Origin of the sequence: Coprococcus sp. AM100_B19A (assembly GCF_027662015.1) — a bacterium.
Classification (GTDB): Bacteria; Bacillota; Clostridia; order Lachnospirales; family Lachnospiraceae; genus Allocoprococcus; species Allocoprococcus comes.
In genome coordinates this window covers 56,401-75,393 of record NZ_JAQDKN010000015.1, presented here as the reverse complement: position 1 = coordinate 75,393, position 18,993 = coordinate 56,401, and the positions used below count along the sequence as shown (strand labels likewise).

The window sequence follows — 18,993 nt, the reverse complement described above, 5'->3', positions numbered from 1 at the left end:
CGCATGAGCTTTGACATTGTGCAGAACAAGCTGAAATCCCGCCAGCGTCCGGGGCAGACTAATGAAATCAGCCTGTTTGCCGGACTGTTAAAATGCGGCGAGTGTGGGAAGTCGCTGACGGTACGCTACACAAACGCAAAACATCCCCAGCGGATTTATTCCTGCAAGACCTACAATGCCTTTGGAAAGAACCACTGCACCCAGCACCGGATTGACTATGACACCCTTTACAGCCATGTGCTGCGGAAAATCCGGGAATGTGCCAGAGCTGCCCTGATGGACGGGGAAGCGGTTGCTGACCGCCTGACCAATACCTGTGAAGCCGAGCAGCGGGAACAGCGGGAAGCAATGGAACGCTCCCTTACAAGGGACGAGGAACGGATTGAGGTTCTGGACAAAATGGTCATGCGGCTTTATGAGGATATGATTGCAGGGCGTATCAGTGAGCAGAATTTCAACACCATGCTGGAAAAGACACAGACCGAGCAGACGGAGCTTAAAGCAAAAGTGTCCGAGGGCAGAAAGCGGCTGTCCGATGAAGTCCAGCTTGCCAATGACGCAAAACAATGGGTGGACGCCATTCAGGAATACGCCAACATCACAGAGCTGGACGCAGCCACCCTCAACCGCTTAATCAAAGAAATCGTCGTGCATGAGCGCATTGACGAAGATAAAACAAGACACATTTCTATCGAAATTCATTTTAATCTCAAACCCATCCCGGAGGTGGAACAGGTCACTGCCTGACCTGTCCCGCCGGGACGGTTCTCTTAACAACACCATATAGATTTTTTGTACGCCGCCGCCCGCCATCGAGCAGAGTTTTACACCTAATTGGGGATAAAACATTTCAACCCTGGTGGAAGATGAGCCTTGTGAAACGAGAAAGGAAATAAGTTTCTGGGCAGGGATTTTTTTGCTTCTCTTGAAATCGGAATCAGGATGGACAGCATACTGTGAAATATCAGAAACAATGTGTTCCACAGAAGAAAAAAACAGTTCTTTGATTTGTTGATGGATCATGATCATGTGCCTCCTTGAGAAAGTGATATACCACTAATTCAAGGGCCGCTCTCGCTACCTCAACAAATTTATCAGTAGCGAGAGCGGCCGCACATTTTGCACCCTATGTCAACCCTTTGGGTAGCTTTTTTGAAAAAATTTGGGTTAGACCCACAATTAGGGGCTAACCCTGTAACTTAATTAAATGACATTGGGGAGTGAACAGTAACTTCCTTTTTACTTTGCATGCCGGAATCAATGGAAATAGTTGACCGTAAAGAGATCATTTGGCATAATAGATATATGAATACTTATTCATATGAAAGGGGTAACTATGAAAAAGACAGAAGTAGAATGTTGTGATACATTTTGTATACATGAAGAACTTGTACATAAGGCAGAGGGGCATATACCGGATGAAGAAGTTTTGAAGGATCTTGCTGATTTTTTCAAGGTATTTGCAGATACCACACGGATCCGGATTTTATGTGTTCTTTTTCAGTCTGAAATGTGTGTTTGTGATCTGGCGGAAGTTCTTGGAATGACGCAGTCCGCGATTTCCCATCAGCTCAGGATGCTCAAGCAGATGAAGCTTGTGAAGAACAGACGGGAAGGAAAAACGGTGTTCTATTCCCTTGCTGATGATCATATCCAGACCATCATGAACCAGGGAATGGAGCATATTCTGGAATAACAGATGATATATCAATATAGAAGGAAGGAAACGATAACAGTGACAGCAGGAAGAAAGAAAAAGGTAATCATAGGGATCCTTGTAGCGCTTTGTATGACAGTAACGGGATGCGCCGGTTCTGTAAAAAAAGGAACGAAGTATCTGGAAGAAAAAGACTATAAAAATGCAGAGGTGGAATTCCAGGATGCGATAGACAAAAAGAAGAATCTGGGAGAGGCTTATCGCGGACTCGGACTCTGCTACTGGGAACAGAAAAAGTATGAAAAGGCAGAGAAGGCGTTGGAAAAAGCATTGAAGAATGGAACGGAAGAGACGGCAACTCTTTATAATATTCTGGGAATCTGCGATCTGGAACTGGATAAACCGGAAAAGGCAGTGTATTATTTTGAAAATGGGCAGGAGCTTTCAGGCGCAGGAAAAGAGCTGTTAAAAGAAATGGCATATAATCTGGTAGTTGCCTATGAAAAAGCAGGGGATTACCAGTCTGCAAAAGAGAAGCTGGACAGTTATCTGAAAGCAAATCCAGATGACAAAAAAGCGCTGAAAGAGCAGGAATTTTTAAATACACAGATTTCGGAAGGAGATCAGCAGTAGAGCGGATTGGATGAGCAGATCTGATCCGGGACGGAAAGAAATCTGGCAGGGGAGAATAATATGGCACTTTATGAAATAAAAGAAGAAAAGGAAAGGGTAATTCTGGTCGGTGTCAGTACAAGGGAGAACGATGACACGGAAGATTCTCTGGATGAGTTAAAGGATCTGGTGAAGACGGCAGGTGCGGAAGCGGTCGGACGGGTAATCCAGAGAAGAGAGCTTGTCCATCCGGGAACTTATGTCGGAAAAGGCAAGATTGAGGAGATCCGGGAGCTTTTGTGGGAGCTTGACGCAACCGGGATCGTCTGTGATGATGAGCTGTCTCCGGCACAGATGAACAATCTGACGGATATTCTGGATGTGAAGGTAATGGACCGGACGATGGTCATTCTGGATATTTTTGCAGGACGGGCTTCTACAAGTGAAGGAAAGATCCAGGTAGAACTGGCACAGCTTAAGTACCGGCAGTCACAGCTTACCGGGGCAGGAAGGGCGATGTCACGTCTGGGAGGCGGAATCGGAACCAGAGGACCGGGAGAAAAGAAGCTGGAGATGGACCGGAGACTCATCAAGAACCGGATCGCACAGCTGAACCGTGAACTCAGGGAGGTGAAGAGACACCGGGAACTGACACGTGAGCAGCGGACGAAGAACCGGATCCCTGTTGTGGCAATTGTTGGTTATACCAATGCCGGAAAGTCCACGCTTCTCAACACACTGACCGGAGCCGGTGTGCTGCAGGAGGATCAGCTTTTTGCAACTCTTGATCCGACGACAAGAAGCCGGAAGCTGCCAAGCGGACAGGAGATTCTTCTGACAGATACGGTAGGCTTTATCCGGAAGCTGCCTCATCATCTGATCGATGCATTTAAAAGTACGCTGGAAGAAGCGAAGTATGCGGATCTGATCCTGCATGTAGTCGATGCATCCAATCCACAGATGGACGAGCAGATGTATGTGGTGTATGAGACACTGCAACGTCTGGAGGCAATGGACAAACCGGTGGTCACGGCATTTAACAAGATGGACAGGATCGGGGAAAGCCTGACGGTACGGGACTTTAAGGCAGACCGGATCGTACAGGTGTCTGCAAAGACCGGAGAAGGTCTGGAGGCGCTTCTTCAGGCAATAGAAGAGATCCTGCGGGAGCAGAAAATTTATATCGAACGAGTTTATTCCTATCAGGAATCCGGGAAAATCCAGCTCATACGGAAGTATGGAGAACTGCTGGAGGAAGAATACAAAGAAGATGGAATCCATGTATCTGCATACGTGCCGAAAGAGCTTGACGGGAGGGTATAACAGATGGCTTTACAGTTTATTTTTGGAAATCCGGGTTCGGGCAAGTCACATTATCTATATGAACATATCATTCGGGAATCAATGAAACATCCTGATATTAATTATATTATTCTGGTGCCGGAACAGTTCACGATGCAGACGCAGAAGGAACTGGTCCTGCGGCATCCGAGACATGGAATTATGAACATAGACGTGCTGAGTTTTGCACGTCTTGCTTTTCGTGTTCTGGAAGAAACAGGGAATGGAAGCAGGGAGATTCTGGATGATGAAGGAAAGAATCTGATCCTCAGGCGACTCGCGGGGAAAAAAGAAGATTCGCTAAAGGTTTTAAAAGGAAATATCAAAAAGCCAGGTTACATCAGTGAGGTGAAATCCGTTATTTCCGAGCTGACGCAGTACAACATTTCCCCGGATGGCATGGATGATATGATCACGGAGGCAGATGAGTCTTCGTATCTTGCCTGGAAATTGAAGGATATCCAGGTGATGTATCAGGTATTTGAAGAATATCTTGCAGATAAATATATTACAAAAGAAGAAATTCTGGACATTCTCTGCAATGTGATGGACAAATCGAGAATGCTGAAGGACAGTGTGATCGCGCTGGATGGGTTTACCGGATTTACGCCGCTTCAGAACAAGGTGCTGGGGGAAATGCTGCATCATTGTCAGAAGGTGATGATTACTGTCACGATGGATAAGAGGGAAGATCCTTACGTGATGAAAGACAAGTATCAGCTGTTTGCGCTGAGTAAGCAGATGGTGACGTCTCTTGTGAAGATTGCAGGGGAGGAAAAGGTGCTGGTCGAAGAGCCGGTCTGTCTGTACCAGGAGCCGGTCTGGCGTTTTAGAAATGCGCCGGCACTTGCATTTCTGGAGAAGGAACTGTTCCGTTACAGTGGCAGGACTTACAGGGAAAAGCAGTCAAATGTGCGGGTTTATGCAGCGGCAAATCCCAGGATGGAAGTAGAATGCGCTGCCCAGAGGATACGTTTTTTAATTCGTAAGAAAGAATATCGTTACCGGGAGATCGCGGTGATCGCAAGTGACATGAATTTCTATGCGGATGAGATCGAGAAGACTTTCCGGGAGTATGAGATTCCGGTTTTCATGGATTATAAGCGGAATGTACTTTTAAATTCTTTTGTGGAGTATATCCGGAGTCTTCTTGCGATGGCAGAACAGAATTTTTCGGCAGAAAGTGTGTTCCGGTTTTTAAGAACGGATCTGACCGGATTTACCGGTGAGGAACTGGATCTTCTGGAAAATTATGTACTTGCTCTGGGCATCCGTGGCTACAAAAAATGGCAGGAAAAATGGATCCGTAGAGCGAAGGATACGACCGAGGAAGATTTGGAGGTACTGAATCATCTCCGGGTATGCTTTGTGGAAAAAACAGAAGATCTGGTGTTTGTCTTAAAGCAGCGTCAGAAGACAGTGCGGGATGTGACGCTTGCAATCTGTGAATTTCTGGAAAAAGAAGAAATCCAGAAGCAGGTAAAAGTATTGGAGAATCAATTTACAGAAGCAGGAGAGCTTGCACTTGCAAAAGAATATGCACAGATCTATCGTGTGGTGATGGAGCTGTTTGACAAGTTTGTAAGTCTTCTTGGAGATGAGCGGATTGCGCTCAAAGAGTACAGGGAGCTTCTGGATGCCGGAATGGAAGAGGCAAGGATCGGTGTAATTCCGCCAAGTCTGGATGAAGTGATGGCAGGAGATATTGAGCGAACGAGACTGAAAGATATCCGGGCGCTGATCCTTCTGGGAGTCAATGATTCTTTGATTCCGGGAAATGCATCCGCAGGTGGACTGATTTCAGACAGAGACCGGGAGCGTTTTGAAGAAAGAGGAATTGCGCTTGCACCGGGAACAAGAGAAAAAAGTTACATCCAGAAATTTTATCTGTATCTGCACATGACAAAGCCGACGGAAGAATTGATGCTGACCTACAGTAAAGTATCGGCCGATGGAAAGAGCAGGAGGGCGGCATATCTGGTCGGGGATCTGAAGCGGATGTATACAAAGCTTCCTGTATTTAATATGGATCAGTATGGGATGGAGACAAAAGAAATGCTTCCACAGACCGGGATCGGGTCACTGATCGAAGGATTACAGAACCCGAAAAAGATGGAGGAAGGCAGCTGGCAGGAGCTGTACCGTTGGTATTGTGCGCAGGAGGACTGGAGCGAAAAGGTGCACGATCTGGCAAGGATCAGCAGATACCGCAGGCCGGAGGACAATCTGACTTTGCAGACTGCACAGAAGCTTTATGGAGACTGGGCACCAAGCATTTCAAGACTGGAGAAATTTGCTGCCTGTGCCTGTGCGCATTTTCTGACCTATGGACTTCGCCTTAAGGAGAGAGAGGTCTATGAATTTGCTGCTCTTGATTTTGGAAATATTTTTCATAAAGCACTGGAAAAATATGCCCGACGGGTAGAGCGGGAAGGCCTGGAATGGACTGAGGTTACAAAGGAGCAGCAGGAACAGTTTGCGTCGGAAAGCGTGGATGAGAGTATCGTAGATTACAGCAATACCGTAATCTACAGCAGTGCGCGGAACGCGTATATCGTGCCACGTATGAAACGTATGATGAACCGGACGGTCTGGGCGATGACAAAGCAGCTTCGGAAGGGAAGCTTTAAACCGGAGGGCTATGAGGTAAGCTTTGGAAGCGGAAAGATTGACAGGATCGATACATGTGAGACGGAAGATCAGGTCTATGTGAAGATCCTGGATTATAAAACCGGGGCAAAGAGTTTTGATATGGCAGCTTTTTATCATGGTCTGCAGATGCAGCTGGTGGTGTATATGGAAGAAGCAGTCCGACTGGAGGAAAGAAAACATCCGGGTAAAAAGATTGTGCCGGCAGGTATTTTCTACTATCGGATGAAGGATCCGATCGTCGGGAAAGAGCTGGATGAAAAAAAACTGGAAGAGGCAATTTTAAAGGAGCTTCGGCTGGATGGAATCATCCGTCAGGAGGATGCCGTGATTCAGAGACTGGATGCGGATTTTTCGGGGAATTCGCTTGTGATTCCGGCAGGAAAGACGAAAAGCGGCTATTCTAAAGCATCCAAAATGCTCCTGCCGGAAGAGTTTGATGCAGTGCTGACTTATGCACAGAAAAGACGGACTGATCTTCAGGGAGCAATGTACCGCGGAAAGGCGGAGGCACTACCGTATGAGATGGGTACGCAAAATGGCTGTACGTATTGCCCATACCGGGATATCTGCGGATTTGATGAGCAGATCGAAGGATATGAATACCGGAAGCTTGAGAAGCTTCCGAAGGAAATTGTAATGGAGAAAATTATGGCGAAGCTGGAAGAGGAGAAGCAGACATGGGAGTAAAATGGACCGAAGAACAGCAGCAGGTGATCGACCTGCGTGATCATAATATTCTGGTGTCAGCAGCCGCTGGTTCCGGGAAAACTGCTGTTCTGGTGGAGCGGATTATTGCGAGACTGACAAGGGATGCAAATCCGGTGGATGTCGACCATATGCTGATCGTGACCTACACTGAAGCGGCGGCGGCTGAGATGAAAGAAAGGATCGGTGCTGCGATTGAGAAGGAGCTGGAGGAGGATCCGTCAAGTGAACATCTGAAGCGGCAGTCTGCCCTGATCCATACAGCAAAGATTACAACGATCCACAGCTTCTGCCTGTCTGTGATCCGGGAGTACTTTCACACGATCGATCTGGATCCGGGATTCCGTATTGCGGAAGAAGGAGAATTAAAGCTTTTGAAGCAGGACGTGATGAAAGAGCTTCTGGAAGCAAAATATGAAGAAGGAAACGAGGATTTCCTGTGTTTTGTGGAGACTTTTGCAACCGGAAGGGAAGATCTGCAGGTGGAAGAAATCATTAGCAGACTGTATGAATTTGCCGGAAGTTATCCGGATCCGGAGGAGTGGCTGGATGACTGTGCAAGGATGTACGAAGAGAGCGGGGAAAAAGCTATTTATATTGAAAAGGTGATGGAGTATATCCGGAGAACAGTTGCGGATATGCAGATGCTGATGGAAAAAGCGGACCAGATCTGCATGGAACCGGACGGACCGTATATGTATGGAGAAATGCTGGAAGCGGATCAGAAAGTTCTGAGAAAGCTTTTTGCGGCAAAGAGCTATGAAGAAATGTATGAGGCACTGAAAGAAAAGCCGGCATGGAAAACTCTGTCCAGAAAGAAAGATGACGCAGTAGATCCGACAAAAAGAGAGCAGGTAAGAGCCTATCGGGATACCTGGAAGAAACTTATCGATGATATTCGAAACAATTATTTTTTCCAGCCGCCATCTGAGATGGAAGCAGACCGGAAAATCTGCATTCCGGTGATACATGAGCTGGTCAGTCTGGTAAAAGAATACCAGAGGGTACTTGCAGCTAAGAAGGCAGAAAAAAATCTGATCGATTTCCGGGATATGGAACAGTTTGCCTTGCAGATCCTGACAAGAAAAGAAAACGGAAAAAGAGTGCCTTCTGAGGTGGCCAAGGAGTATCAGAATACATTTGAGGAAGTAATGATCGATGAATATCAGGACAGTAACCTGATCCAGGAGGCGATCCTTACCAGTGTGTCCCGGATCAGCAGAGGGGAAAATAATCTCTTCATGGTAGGAGATGTGAAGCAGAGTATTTACCGTTTCCGCTTGTCAAGGCCGGAGCTTTTCATGGAAAAATTCAATACCTACAGTCTGACGGACGGAGGAAACAGGCGAATCGATCTGCACAAAAATTTCCGAAGCCGGGCAGAAGTGCTGGATGCGGTAAACTTCATTTTCCGACAGATCATGACCGAAGAGCTTGGAAGGATCACATACGATGAGAATGCTGCACTTTATGTGGGAGCTTCTTACCCAGAATCTGAAAAGAATGAGACAGAAATCCTTCTTCTGGATACAAAAAGTGAGGAAGAGGATACCGGGCTTTCTGTGCGAAGCGGAAGCCAGACGGCAAAAGAGCTGGAAGTCCGTCTGATCGCACAAAGAATCGGAGAGCTGATGGAAAGTCAGCAGATTGTAGATAAAGAAACGGGAATGTTGCGACCGGTACGCTATCAGGATATTGTAATCCTGACAAGAAGCCCTGCAGGATGGACCGATACTGTTACACGAATTTTGCAGGAGGAGGGAATACCGGTTCTGGCTGAATCGGCAGATGGGTATTTTGAAACTCTGGAAATTGGATGGATGATGGACTATCTGCGTGTACTTGACAATTTTCGTCAGGACATCCCACTCGTTGCGGTGCTGAAATCTCCGTTTGGAAGAATGACAAATGAGGAACTGGCACAGATCAGAGAATTGAATACAGAAGTACCATTTTATCAGAATGTACTGGAAACAGCGGATCCGGAAAAAAAGACAGATCTTCCGGCGGGCATTCTGAAAAAAGTGCGCGATGTATTTGGATGGCTTTTTTATTTCCGGGAGCGGATACCGTACACGGCAATCCATGATCTCCTGTGGGAGATCATGAAAAAGACAGGATACCGGGATTATATCGCGGCAATGCCAGGAGGAAAAGGAAGGCGCGCGAATCTTGATATGCTGATCACCAGGGCAAAGGCATTTGAGGCAACTAGCTATAAGGGACTGTATCATTTTGTCCGTTATATTGATCAGCTCAAGAAATATAATGTAGACTTTGGGGAAGCCGGGCTTTACGATGAGCAGACGGATGCAGTTCGTCTGATGAGTATCCATAAGAGTAAAGGACTGGAATTCCCGGTTGTGATCGTGGCCGGAATGGGAAAGAGGTTCAACATTCAGGATACCACGGCAAGCGTTGTGATCCATCCGGATCTGGGGCTTGGAATCGATGCGATCGATCTGGAGCGGCGAACCAAATCTCCGACACTATTAAAGAAAGTTATTCAAAATGAAATCGGTCTGGAAAATCTTGGTGAGGAGCTTCGTGTGCTTTATGTAGCACTTACACGTGCAAAGGAAAAGCTGATTCTTACCGGAACGGTTCCACATGCGGCAGACAAGCTGGAAGCCTGTCAGCTGGAACAGGAAAACAGTCAGAAAGAAACACTGGACTTTACAAAACTTGCACGTGCAACGTCTTATTATGACTGGATCCTTCCGGCGGCAGTGCGTAAAATAGAAGAAGTTCCAATCGAATTAAAAGTGATTGGTGTTGATACGCTTGTAGAAGGTGAAGTGGATAATGAAGCAGCAGATTATCTGGAAAAAGAGGTGTTCCTTGAAAAAATAGAAGCAGAAGAACATCCGATGGCTGCGACGGATGAACGTTTTCGGGCAAAAATCGAGGAAGCATTTTCCTACAGATATCCGTATCAGGGTGAAGATCAGATGAAAATGAAGTACACCGTGTCAGAGCTGAAAAAATATGCGGCAGCTTCGGAAGAAGAAGATGGAGAAATACTGATTCCGGAAGAGGAGATTGTTCCAATCCTTCCGAATTTTATGAAAGAGGAAGAAGAGGTAAAAGGAGCAACAAAAGGAACAGCTTATCATAAAGTAATGGAGCTTCTTGATTTTACGAAAATATATACGTTGGATTTACTGCAGGAAAACATAGAGAATCTGAAAAACGAAGGATACCTGGATGCGGGAACAGCCGGGTGTATTCAAAAAAAAGAAATTATGGAGTTTCTTAATACGAATGTAGGAAAAAGAATGCAAAATGCAGCCAGGGCAAAAACACTTTACCGCGAGCAGCCGTTTGTTCTCGGTGTAGATGCAAAAGAATTTTATCCGGATCAGAAAAAGGGTGAAATGGTACTGATCCAGGGAATTATTGATGCTTACTTTGAAGAAGACGGAGAAATCATCGTACTCGATTATAAAACCGACCGTGTACAAACCGAAGCCGAACTAAAAGACCGCTACCAGGAACAGCTCCGCCTTTACACCAAAGCCCTCGAACAGATCACCCGGAAAAAAGTAAAAGAACAGATCATCTACTCCTTCACCCTTTGCAAAGAAATCCACCTGGAGGGCTACAAAAATGATTAAAATAATACTCCTGGCATACCTGCTATTGATCAACATCATCACCTACTTCACCTACGCCGCCGATAAAACCAAAGCCCGCCAAAACAAATGGCGAATCCCCGAACGAACCCTCATCCTCCTGGCCCTTCTGGGCGGCTCCCCCGCCGCCCTCCTTGCCATGAAACACTACCACCACAAAACCCGCCACCTGAAATTCAAATTAGGAATCCCTATTATTCTAATCATTCAAATAATAATCACATTTTTTCTTTACCCAAATATTTAAAATATTTGATTCCCCAGCACAGTCGCCTTACAGGCGCTGTGCGTCCCCTTTATCCAAAACATAATACCAAACGAAACTCTCCCACTCAGGGACGCTGCGCCTCCTTTATATAACTTTCCTTCCTGAAAAATTTTGCAGCCGTCCCGTCCCCGTTCACAATCCTTCAAATTTCGCCCCAGCATCAGCCCTGGCATCCCGCCCAAGCGGATGGCTGGTCATTCTATAACCTTGAGCGGCTTGCAGATAGAAATAAAGTCCACCACTTCCCTTGAGGGGCAATGGAGATGAGACTCAAACATTGTGGAAGCCATTGCTGACACAATGTTTGCATTCAGAGGCTCATCGGAATGCCTTCGCCCCGTGGGAAGCGGTGGACTTTATTTCTATCCGCAAGCTGTCACAACCTTCCTCCCACCATCCGTCTCCCACCCATTTCTTTAGGAAATCTTCAGAAAGTCTTATACAATATTATATTGACTCACTATATTATATAACGTATAATATACTTAACAAAACAATATAACAAACAATAAAAGGATGTGAATCATATGGTATTTAACACCGGAGCTGCCCTCCTTGATGCGATCGTGCTTGCTGTTGTGTCGCGGGAGCAGGAAGGAACCTATGGATATAAGATTACCCAGGATGTCCGGAAAGTTCTGAATGTATCAGAGTCAACAATGTATCCGGTACTCAGAAGACTTCAGAAAGATGAATGTCTGGAGGTCTATGATATGCAGTTTGACGGAAGAAACCGCAGATACTATAAAGTTACAGAAAAAGGAATGGCACAGCTGAATTTATATAAAGTCGAATGGAAGAACTACACAAGGAAGATTACAGAGATGTTCGAGGGAGGTGCAGCCGAATGAGCCGTACAGAGTATATGAGGGAATTAGATGCACTGCTTCATGGAATTTCGAAAGAAGAAAGAGAAGAAGCAATGCAGTATTACAATGATTATTTTGATGACGCCGGAAGCGAGAATGAAGAAAAAGTAATCGAAGAGCTGGGAAGTCCTGCAAAGCTTGCCGAAACGATCCGTGCCGGGATAAATGGCAATACCGATGAGGCGGAAAGTTATGGAGAGTACGGAGAGCGAGGATATCAGGACAGGCGTTTTGACAGCAGTGAGTATCCGGCAGGAAGAGATGACTATTATAAAGATAGCTATTCGGAGACATATGGAGAAAGACAGTCACAGAATGACAGGAATCCATTTTCGGAAAGACAGTATTCTTATACAGCTAATTCTAATCAGGGATATACATATGCGGGAAATCAGGGATATGGTGCGGGTCAGATGACAGAAATGCCACGGAAGAAATCCAGTGCCGGCAAGATCATTCTGATCATCTGTATCCTTGTGATTGGGCTTCCAATTGTAGTTCCGACAGCACTTGGTCTTCTTTTAGCGGCATTTGGAGTTCTGGTCGCACTTGCAATATCAGCAATAGCGATCTGGGTGGCAGCAGTTGCAACCGCAGCCGTAGGGATTCTGTTGGGGATTCATGGATTTGGTCAGCTGTTTTATTCCCCGGCTCTTGGAATCGGAATGCTTGGTGTCGGCTGCCTGCTGCTGGCACTTGGGGCAGTATTTACAGTATTGATCGGATGGGGATGCATCAAACTGATTCCAATGATGTTCCGTGGATTTGTAAATCTTTGTCGCATACCATTTCAGAAAAAGAGAGGTGAATGCAGATGAAAAAAGGATGGAAGATTTTCTGGACAGTTATTATAAGCCTGACAGGGGCAGGAGTTGTATTTTGTATCATTGCGTTATGCCTTGGAGTCACATTTTCACAGTTTGAAAAAGCATATCCGAATGGAATTGGTATTATGAGAAAGAATTATGTTTCTTTTGATGACGATTGGGATGATGATGATGAGCTGGATGATACAGAAAATGTTGTATCGGAAGAGGCATTTTCCGGTGTGGAGAATCTGAAGCTTGATATCGGTGCAAGTGAGGTGCGGATCAAGACGGGGACAGATGACAAGATCCATGTGGATGATTCCGGAATGAAAACGGAAAACGCAGTGCAGAAAACGCTGTCCCATGACGGAAAAACTCTGGAAATAACAACGAAAATGCGCAGCAGTTTCAGTTTCAAAAATGTGAGAAACGCAAAGGGAACACTTGTGATCTATCTTCCAAGAGATTACAAGTTCGATCAGGTGGACATGGAATATGGTGCAGTAACAGCAGAGATCGATGGACTAAATGCGAAAAGCCTTAAGATTGAAAGCGGGGCATCAGGCTGTACAATAAAAAATGCAGATATAGAGGAGTTAGATGTAGAAACAGGTGCCGGAAGTCTGGATTTTTATGGAACAGTGGAAAAAGAAGTGGACATTGACTGTGGTGCTGGAAGCGTCACACTGAATCTGGAAGGAAAAGTGGAGGATTATAATTATGAACTGGATAGCAGTGCCGGTTCGGTAGAAATTGGAGAAGATATAGATCTTGGCGGCTTAAGCACAGAGAAGTCAATCGATAATGGCAGTAAACGCACGATTGAGATATCGAACGGAGCAGGCAGCGTGGAGATCTGTTTCCATTAGAATTAACATAGACAGAAAAATGTATCAGATGAAACACATATATAATAGAAGAAACACAAAAATAGGAGAAACTTTTAGGAGGAATTTTTATGGAACAGAAAAGATTATACAGATCCGTAACAAACCGTAAGATCTGCGGTGTATGTGGAGGCCTTGGAGAATATTTTAATATCGATCCTACATTGATCCGGCTTGGAGGTGTTTTGCTGGCTTGCGTAAGCTGTGGGACTGCCGTGGTTGCCTATTTTGTTGCAGCAGTTATCATTCCGGATCCGGAATAAAAAATAAGAGAGCTTTGCCGATAAAGAAAAGGCAGAAGGAGAAGAAGTCGGAAGTAATGTTTTCGGCTTCTTTTATAATAATCAGGTATAAATGTATAAAATCCGTAATTGGGGAAACACTCTGAAAAAGGAGTTGAAAGGTATGAAAAGCACAAAGACAAAGAAAATCAGACGCGAAGATATCCCCAATCTGGAAACAAGTGAGCGGGTAAAATACGAGATTGCGGAGGAGCTTGGACTTCTCGATAAGGTTCTGGAAGATGGCTGGAAGAGTCTGTCATCAAAAGAAACCGGGCGGATCGGAGGAATCATTTCAAAAAAATCCAGGAAGAATGAGACTGGGAATTTACAATAATATTACAAATTTTAAAAAATGTGAATATTTTGCAACGTTTGTTGAAAAAGCACTGTATGTTTGATATAATCGCTTGACCGCAAAAACCGAGAAAATGGAACGGGTGAGGCAAATGAATGAAAAAATGAACGTACTGGACGTACAGCTTGATAACTGTACGGCAAAAGATGCGATGAAGATCATTGCAGAATATATGCAGACAGAAGAACTTAACACAGTAGATATTGTTACGGTGGATACCCTGATGAGAGCGACACAGCTTGACGGTATGAAAGAAGAGCTGGAGAAACTGGATCTTCTGCTTCCGGGAGATATGACGATTCTTGAAGCTGCAAAGATCACAGATAGAAAGCGGATCCAGGAGATGGAGGATCAGACGATGCTGAAGATGGTATTCCATTATTTTCATAAGAACCGCTGTAAGATATTTATACTGGCAGGATCTGAGGAAGAAGGAGACAGACTGCAGGGCTATCTGCATGAGGCATACAGTGGGATTCAGGTTGTCGGTATGAAAGCAGTACCGGCAGACGAAAGTGAAGATGACAGGATCACCAATCTGGTCAACGGCGGAGAAGTAGACTGTGTGATTGCCAGCATGGATTTCCCTTGGCAGGAACAGTTTGTTTACCGGTGCAAAGAGCAGCTGAATACCAGAATGTGGTTTGGAACAGGACATAGTATTGCTTCCTTTGCAAATGGTGAGAACTGGGCAGATCACCTGAAAAATTTTATCGGTAAAAGGATTTTAAAACGGGAGATCAAAAAAGAGCAAAAAAGAAAAGAAGTATAATTGAAGCGACAAAAGACTGAAAATAATAAAAAAAATCAAAAAATCTTTTTTGATAGAATAAATTTTATAATAAACTCAATTGAGGAAATGCATAAAAAAATGTGATTTCCTCTTTATTTTTTTGGTAATATGTATTAAAGTATTATATGTATATGGCTAAGTCCACAGTTGCGGGGGATGAAGATTGTACAAAGTGTATAGAACCACGGAGGATGGAGGAGAGAGAATATGATATCAAATCAGATACTGCAGAATACGATTGAAGGGTTGAAATCAATTACAAGGATTGATCTTGGAGTGATGGATACAGATGGAAAGACTTTGGCGACAACATTTCCGGAGCCTGGAGATTATGAGAATGCCGTTCTTTCGTTTGTAGAATCTCCGGCAGAAAGCCAGGTGATTCAGGGGTATCAGTTTTTCAAAATTTATGATGAACACCAGCTGGAGTACATTCTGATCGCCAATGGCGGCAGTGAAGATGTTTATATGGTTGGCAAGATTGCAGCCTTCCAGATCCAGAATCTTCTGGTAGCATATAAGGAGCGTTTTGACAAGGATAATTTCATCAAAAACCTCCTTCTTGACAACCTTCTTCTGGTGGATATTTATAATCGCGCCAAAAAATTACATATTGACACAGAGGTAAAACGTGATATCTTTATAGTTGAGACTTCTCGGGAGAGAGATGTCAGTGCGCTTGACAGTCTCCGTTCTGTTCTGGGTGGAAAGGGCAAGGACTTTATTACAGCTGTTGATGAGAAGAACATCATCGTAGTAAAAGAATTAGGTCCTGGCGATGGATATCCGGAGATGGACAAGACTGCGCATGAGATTCTTGATCTTCTGAAAGCAGAAGGAGAAGAGAATATCCGTATCGCATATGGTACGATCGTCAATGACATCAAAGAAGTATCCAAGTCTTACAAAGAAGCGAAGCTTGCGCTCGATGTAGGAAAGATCTTCTTCGACGAGAAGGAAGTTATTGCATATAGTGCGCTTGGAATCGGACGACTGATCTATCAGCTCCCAATTCCGCTCTGCAAGATGTTTATCCGCGAAATTTTTGAGGGGAAATCTCCGGACGAATTTGATGAAGAGACGCTCACGACCATCAATAAGTTCTTTGAGAATAGCCTGAATGTTTCCGAGACATCAAGACAGCTGTATATTCACAGAAATACACTGGTGTACCGTCTTGACAAACTGCAGAAGAGCACAGGACTGGATCTGCGCGTATTTGAGGACGCAATCACATTTAAGATCGCGCTGATGGTAGTCAAATATATGAAATACATGGAAACACTGGAGTATTAAGTTATATCGGAGTATGGATAATTAGGAGGAGCATATGATAGAACTTAAAGAAGTTACCAAGGAATACTCGAAGGGTATTGCTGCACTCAATGGTATCAACCTTCGGATCGAACAGGGAGAGTTCGTATTCGTAGTTGGAGACAGCGGTTCCGGAAAGTCTACGTTGATACGTCTTCTGATGAAGGAGATCGAACCAACGTCAGGTACGATTATTGTCAACGGTCAGAATCTGAATCGTATGAAACATCGCCAGATTCCGCAGTACAGAAGAGGAATCGGCGTTGTATTCCAGGATTTCAGACTTCTGAAAGACCGCAATATTTATGAGAATATTGCATTTGCACAGCGGGTTACAGAAAAATCAACCCGTGTCATCAAAAAGAAAGTGCCGGCGGCTCTGTCACTTGTCGGACTGGCACAGAAGTACAAAGCGTTCCCGAAGGAATTGTCCGGTGGGGAACAGCAGAGAGTTGCAATTGCCAGAGCTGTTGTAAATGAGCCTGCTATTTTGCTGGCTGATGAGCCGACAGGAAACCTGGATCCAACCAACTCATGGGAGATCATGAAACTTCTTGAAGAAGCGAACGAGAGAGGAACTACAGTTCTGGTAGTTACTCACAACCAGGAAATTGTAAACGAGATGAAAAAGCGCGTTATTACGATGAAGAAGGGTGTCATTGTCAGCGACGAACAAGAAGGTGGGTATAAGCATGAGGATTAGTACAGTTGGATACTCCGTGAAACAGGGAGTTAAGAATATTGGAAGAAATAAGATGTTTTCACTGGCATCTGTTGCAACTATGGCTGCATGTATCTTTGTGTTCGGACTGTTTTTCTCAATTATTATGAACTTTCAGTATATTGTACACAAAGCAGAAGAAGGTGTGGCAATCACTGTATTTTTTAATGATGATGCAACGCAGGAGCAGATTGATAATATTGGCGCACAGCTTAAAAAGCAGGATGGTGTAAAAGAGATCAAGTATGTGTCTGCGGACGAAGCATGGGAGACATTTAAAGATCAGTATTTTGGCGAATCAAGTGACCTTGCAGAAGGATTTAAAAATGATAACCCTCTGGCAGGATCTGACAACTATGAAGTATATATGACAGATGTGGCTTCACAGAAGAAGCTGGTTTCCTTTGCAGAAAGCCTTGACGGGGTTCGTAAGGTTAACAAATCAGATACCGTAGCCAATACACTGAACAGCGTGAACAAGCTGGTATGGTATGTATCGGTTGTTATCATCGCGATTCTTCTGGCAGTATCCATTTTCCTGATCAGCAATACGGTCACAATGGGTATTACTGTCCGAAGGGAAGAGATTGCAATCATGAAATATATCGGTGCGAAGGATGGTTTTGTACGGGCACCGTTCATCATTGAAGGTATCCTGATCGGTCTTGTCGGTGCGGCGATTCCGCTTGGTATCCTTTATGTACTTTATAACAAAGCAATTACTTATATTCTTACAAAATTCAGTCTGCTGAATAATATTCTGGATTTCCTTCCGGTGGGGCAGGTATACAAGACACTGCTTCCGGTCGGACTTTTACTGGGAATCGGAATTGGTTTTGTGGGAAGTTTCTTTACGATTAGAAAGCACTTAAGAGTCTAGTCGCATAATATTTAAGGGAGACGAATATGATAAGAGGGAAAAAGATACTTGGGGCGTTACTGGCGTTTACGCTTTGCTTCAGTATGGTAATTCCGGCACAGGCTGATAATATTTCGGATGCGAAAAAGAAGCAGCAGGAGCTGGAACAGCAGAAGAATACGGCTGAGGCGGAGAAGTCGGAACTTTCTTCTGAACTGGATTCCATTGTATCAAAGATGGAGAAGACACAGTCAGATCTGACTGCAAAAGAGACGGAGATCAATGATGCAGAGACAGAGCTGGTAACTGCGAAAGCCAACGAAGATGACCAGTACCAGACAATGAAGCTACGTATCAAGTATATGTATGAGAACGGGAGCAATGAATTCCTGGAGATCCTGATGGAAGCTAACAGTATTGCAGATCTGCTGAACAAAGCAGAATACATCAACAAGATTTCCAAATGTGACCGTGAACTTCTTGTAGAATACGAAGATACAAGAAAAGATGTCGAGAACAGAGAAAATGCACTTAAAAAAGAGTATGCAGAGCTGGAAAGCCTGCAGGATGAACTTGCGGGAGAACAGGCAAATGTAGAAAAGCTTCTTGCTGATAAGAACATTCAGATCAATAACCTGACATCTGAGATCAGTAGTAATGCTGACAAACTGAAGCAGCTGATTGCAGAAGCAGAGGCGGCAGAAGCTCGCAGAAAAGAAGCAGAAGCAACGGCAGCCGCTCAGGCTGCACAGGCAGCGGCGGCAGCTCAGGCATCAGCTTCGGCAGGCACAAGCAGTTCAGGCAATACAAGCAGCAATGCAAGTGCAACGGGAACCGGATCACTTACACATCCGGTACCGGGAGCAGCGATTACCAGTGGCTTTGGCGGACGTGTGGCACCGACTGCAGGTGCAACAACCGGTCATGACGGAATCGATTATGGTGCAGGATACGGAGCAGCAGTTTATGCGGCTGATTCTGGAACTGTTATTACCGCACAGTACAATAGTGCACGTGGAAATTACATCGTAATCAATCACGGTAATGGAATGCAGACATGGTATCAGCATCTGAGTTCGATGAATGTTAGCGTGGGACAGACGGTGGCAAGAGGTCAGGTGATCGGAAATGTCGGTACGACCGGAATTTCCACAGGACCACATCTTCACTTTGAAGTTCATGTAGGTGGTGTACCGGTCAATCCACTGAACTATCTGTAAGATAATACATAA

At 44.8% G+C, this 18,993-nt stretch carries 17 protein-coding genes; all 17 read left to right on the top strand.

Annotated features, from left to right (window positions below):
* Nucleotides 1–747, top strand: a 747-nt coding sequence (locus tag PGQ33_RS13635; protein ID WP_270205898.1) for a recombinase zinc beta ribbon domain-containing protein, incomplete at its 5' end; no start/stop codon positions are given.
* 589 nt (nucleotides 748–1,336) lie between these two features.
* Entirely contained in the window at nucleotides 1,337–1,696 is a 360-nt protein-coding gene (locus PGQ33_RS13630) for an ArsR/SmtB family transcription factor (RefSeq protein WP_022220999.1), read from the top strand.
* Between the two features lie 39 nt (nucleotides 1,697–1,735).
* Nucleotides 1,736–2,290: a tetratricopeptide repeat protein gene (locus PGQ33_RS13625; RefSeq protein WP_182420291.1), complete on the top strand. Its 555-nt coding sequence runs from the start codon at nucleotides 1,736–1,738 to the stop codon at nucleotides 2,288–2,290.
* Between the two features lie 60 nt (nucleotides 2,291–2,350).
* On the top strand, nucleotides 2,351–3,592 hold the full coding sequence (hflX, locus tag PGQ33_RS13620; protein WP_270205897.1) for a GTPase HflX: 1,242 nt from the start codon (nucleotides 2,351–2,353) through the stop codon (nucleotides 3,590–3,592).
* A 3-nt stretch (nucleotides 3,593–3,595) separates the two neighbouring features.
* On the top strand, nucleotides 3,596–6,949 hold the full coding sequence (locus tag PGQ33_RS13615) for a PD-(D/E)XK nuclease family protein (protein WP_270205896.1): 3,354 nt from the start codon (nucleotides 3,596–3,598) through the stop codon (nucleotides 6,947–6,949).
* The gene (gene addA, locus PGQ33_RS13610) at nucleotides 6,940–10,584 is read left to right on the top strand and encodes a helicase-exonuclease AddAB subunit AddA (RefSeq protein ID WP_270205895.1); all 3,645 of its coding nucleotides are present in this window, start codon (nucleotides 6,940–6,942) and stop codon (nucleotides 10,582–10,584) included. Before PGQ33_RS13615 ends, addA begins: the two co-directional genes overlap by 10 nt.
* Nucleotides 10,577–10,849, top strand: coding sequence for a DUF1294 domain-containing protein (locus tag PGQ33_RS13605; RefSeq protein WP_117557752.1), 273 nt, complete (start codon nucleotides 10,577–10,579; stop codon nucleotides 10,847–10,849). Before addA ends, PGQ33_RS13605 begins: the two co-directional genes overlap by 8 nt.
* A gap of 548 nt (nucleotides 10,850–11,397) precedes the next feature.
* Nucleotides 11,398–11,721, top strand: a complete 324-nt coding sequence (locus PGQ33_RS13600; protein WP_117557754.1) for a PadR family transcriptional regulator — start codon at nucleotides 11,398–11,400, stop codon at nucleotides 11,719–11,721.
* Complete coding sequence (locus tag PGQ33_RS13595) at nucleotides 11,718–12,557, top strand: DUF1700 domain-containing protein (RefSeq protein ID WP_270205894.1); 840 nt, start codon at nucleotides 11,718–11,720, stop codon at nucleotides 12,555–12,557. The genes PGQ33_RS13600 and PGQ33_RS13595 overlap by 4 nt, the downstream gene beginning before the upstream one ends.
* The gene (locus PGQ33_RS13590; RefSeq protein WP_270202883.1) at nucleotides 12,554–13,417 is read left to right on the top strand and encodes a DUF4097 family beta strand repeat-containing protein; all 864 of its coding nucleotides are present in this window, start codon (nucleotides 12,554–12,556) and stop codon (nucleotides 13,415–13,417) included. Before PGQ33_RS13595 ends, PGQ33_RS13590 begins: the two co-directional genes overlap by 4 nt.
* Before the next feature lie 89 nt (nucleotides 13,418–13,506).
* Complete coding sequence (locus tag PGQ33_RS13585) at nucleotides 13,507–13,698, top strand: PspC domain-containing protein (protein ID WP_008372894.1); 192 nt, start codon at nucleotides 13,507–13,509, stop codon at nucleotides 13,696–13,698.
* A gap of 142 nt (nucleotides 13,699–13,840) precedes the next feature.
* Nucleotides 13,841–14,053 (top strand): small, acid-soluble spore protein, alpha/beta type, encoded by a 213-nt coding sequence (locus tag PGQ33_RS13580; protein WP_022220993.1) that lies wholly within the window; start codon nucleotides 13,841–13,843, stop codon nucleotides 14,051–14,053.
* Between the two features lie 112 nt (nucleotides 14,054–14,165).
* Nucleotides 14,166–14,846: a WecB/TagA/CpsF family glycosyltransferase gene (locus tag PGQ33_RS13575; protein WP_270202882.1), complete on the top strand. Its 681-nt coding sequence runs from the start codon at nucleotides 14,166–14,168 to the stop codon at nucleotides 14,844–14,846.
* Between the two features lie 228 nt (nucleotides 14,847–15,074).
* Nucleotides 15,075–16,163 (top strand): PucR family transcriptional regulator, encoded by a 1,089-nt coding sequence (locus tag PGQ33_RS13570; RefSeq protein ID WP_008372899.1) that lies wholly within the window; start codon nucleotides 15,075–15,077, stop codon nucleotides 16,161–16,163.
* Nucleotides 16,164–16,197: 34 nt separating this feature from the next.
* A complete protein-coding gene (gene ftsE / locus PGQ33_RS13565) occupies nucleotides 16,198–16,884 on the top strand; it encodes a cell division ATP-binding protein FtsE (RefSeq protein ID WP_008372900.1) in 687 nt (228 codons plus the stop codon).
* On the top strand, nucleotides 16,874–17,782 hold the full coding sequence (gene ftsX / locus PGQ33_RS13560; RefSeq protein WP_118199623.1) for a permease-like cell division protein FtsX: 909 nt from the start codon (nucleotides 16,874–16,876) through the stop codon (nucleotides 17,780–17,782). The genes ftsE and ftsX overlap by 11 nt, the downstream gene beginning before the upstream one ends.
* Nucleotides 17,783–17,808: 26 nt before the next feature.
* Nucleotides 17,809–18,981: a murein hydrolase activator EnvC family protein gene (locus PGQ33_RS13555; RefSeq protein ID WP_270202881.1), complete on the top strand. Its 1,173-nt coding sequence runs from the start codon at nucleotides 17,809–17,811 to the stop codon at nucleotides 18,979–18,981.
* Nucleotides 18,982–18,993 lie beyond the last annotated feature (12 nt).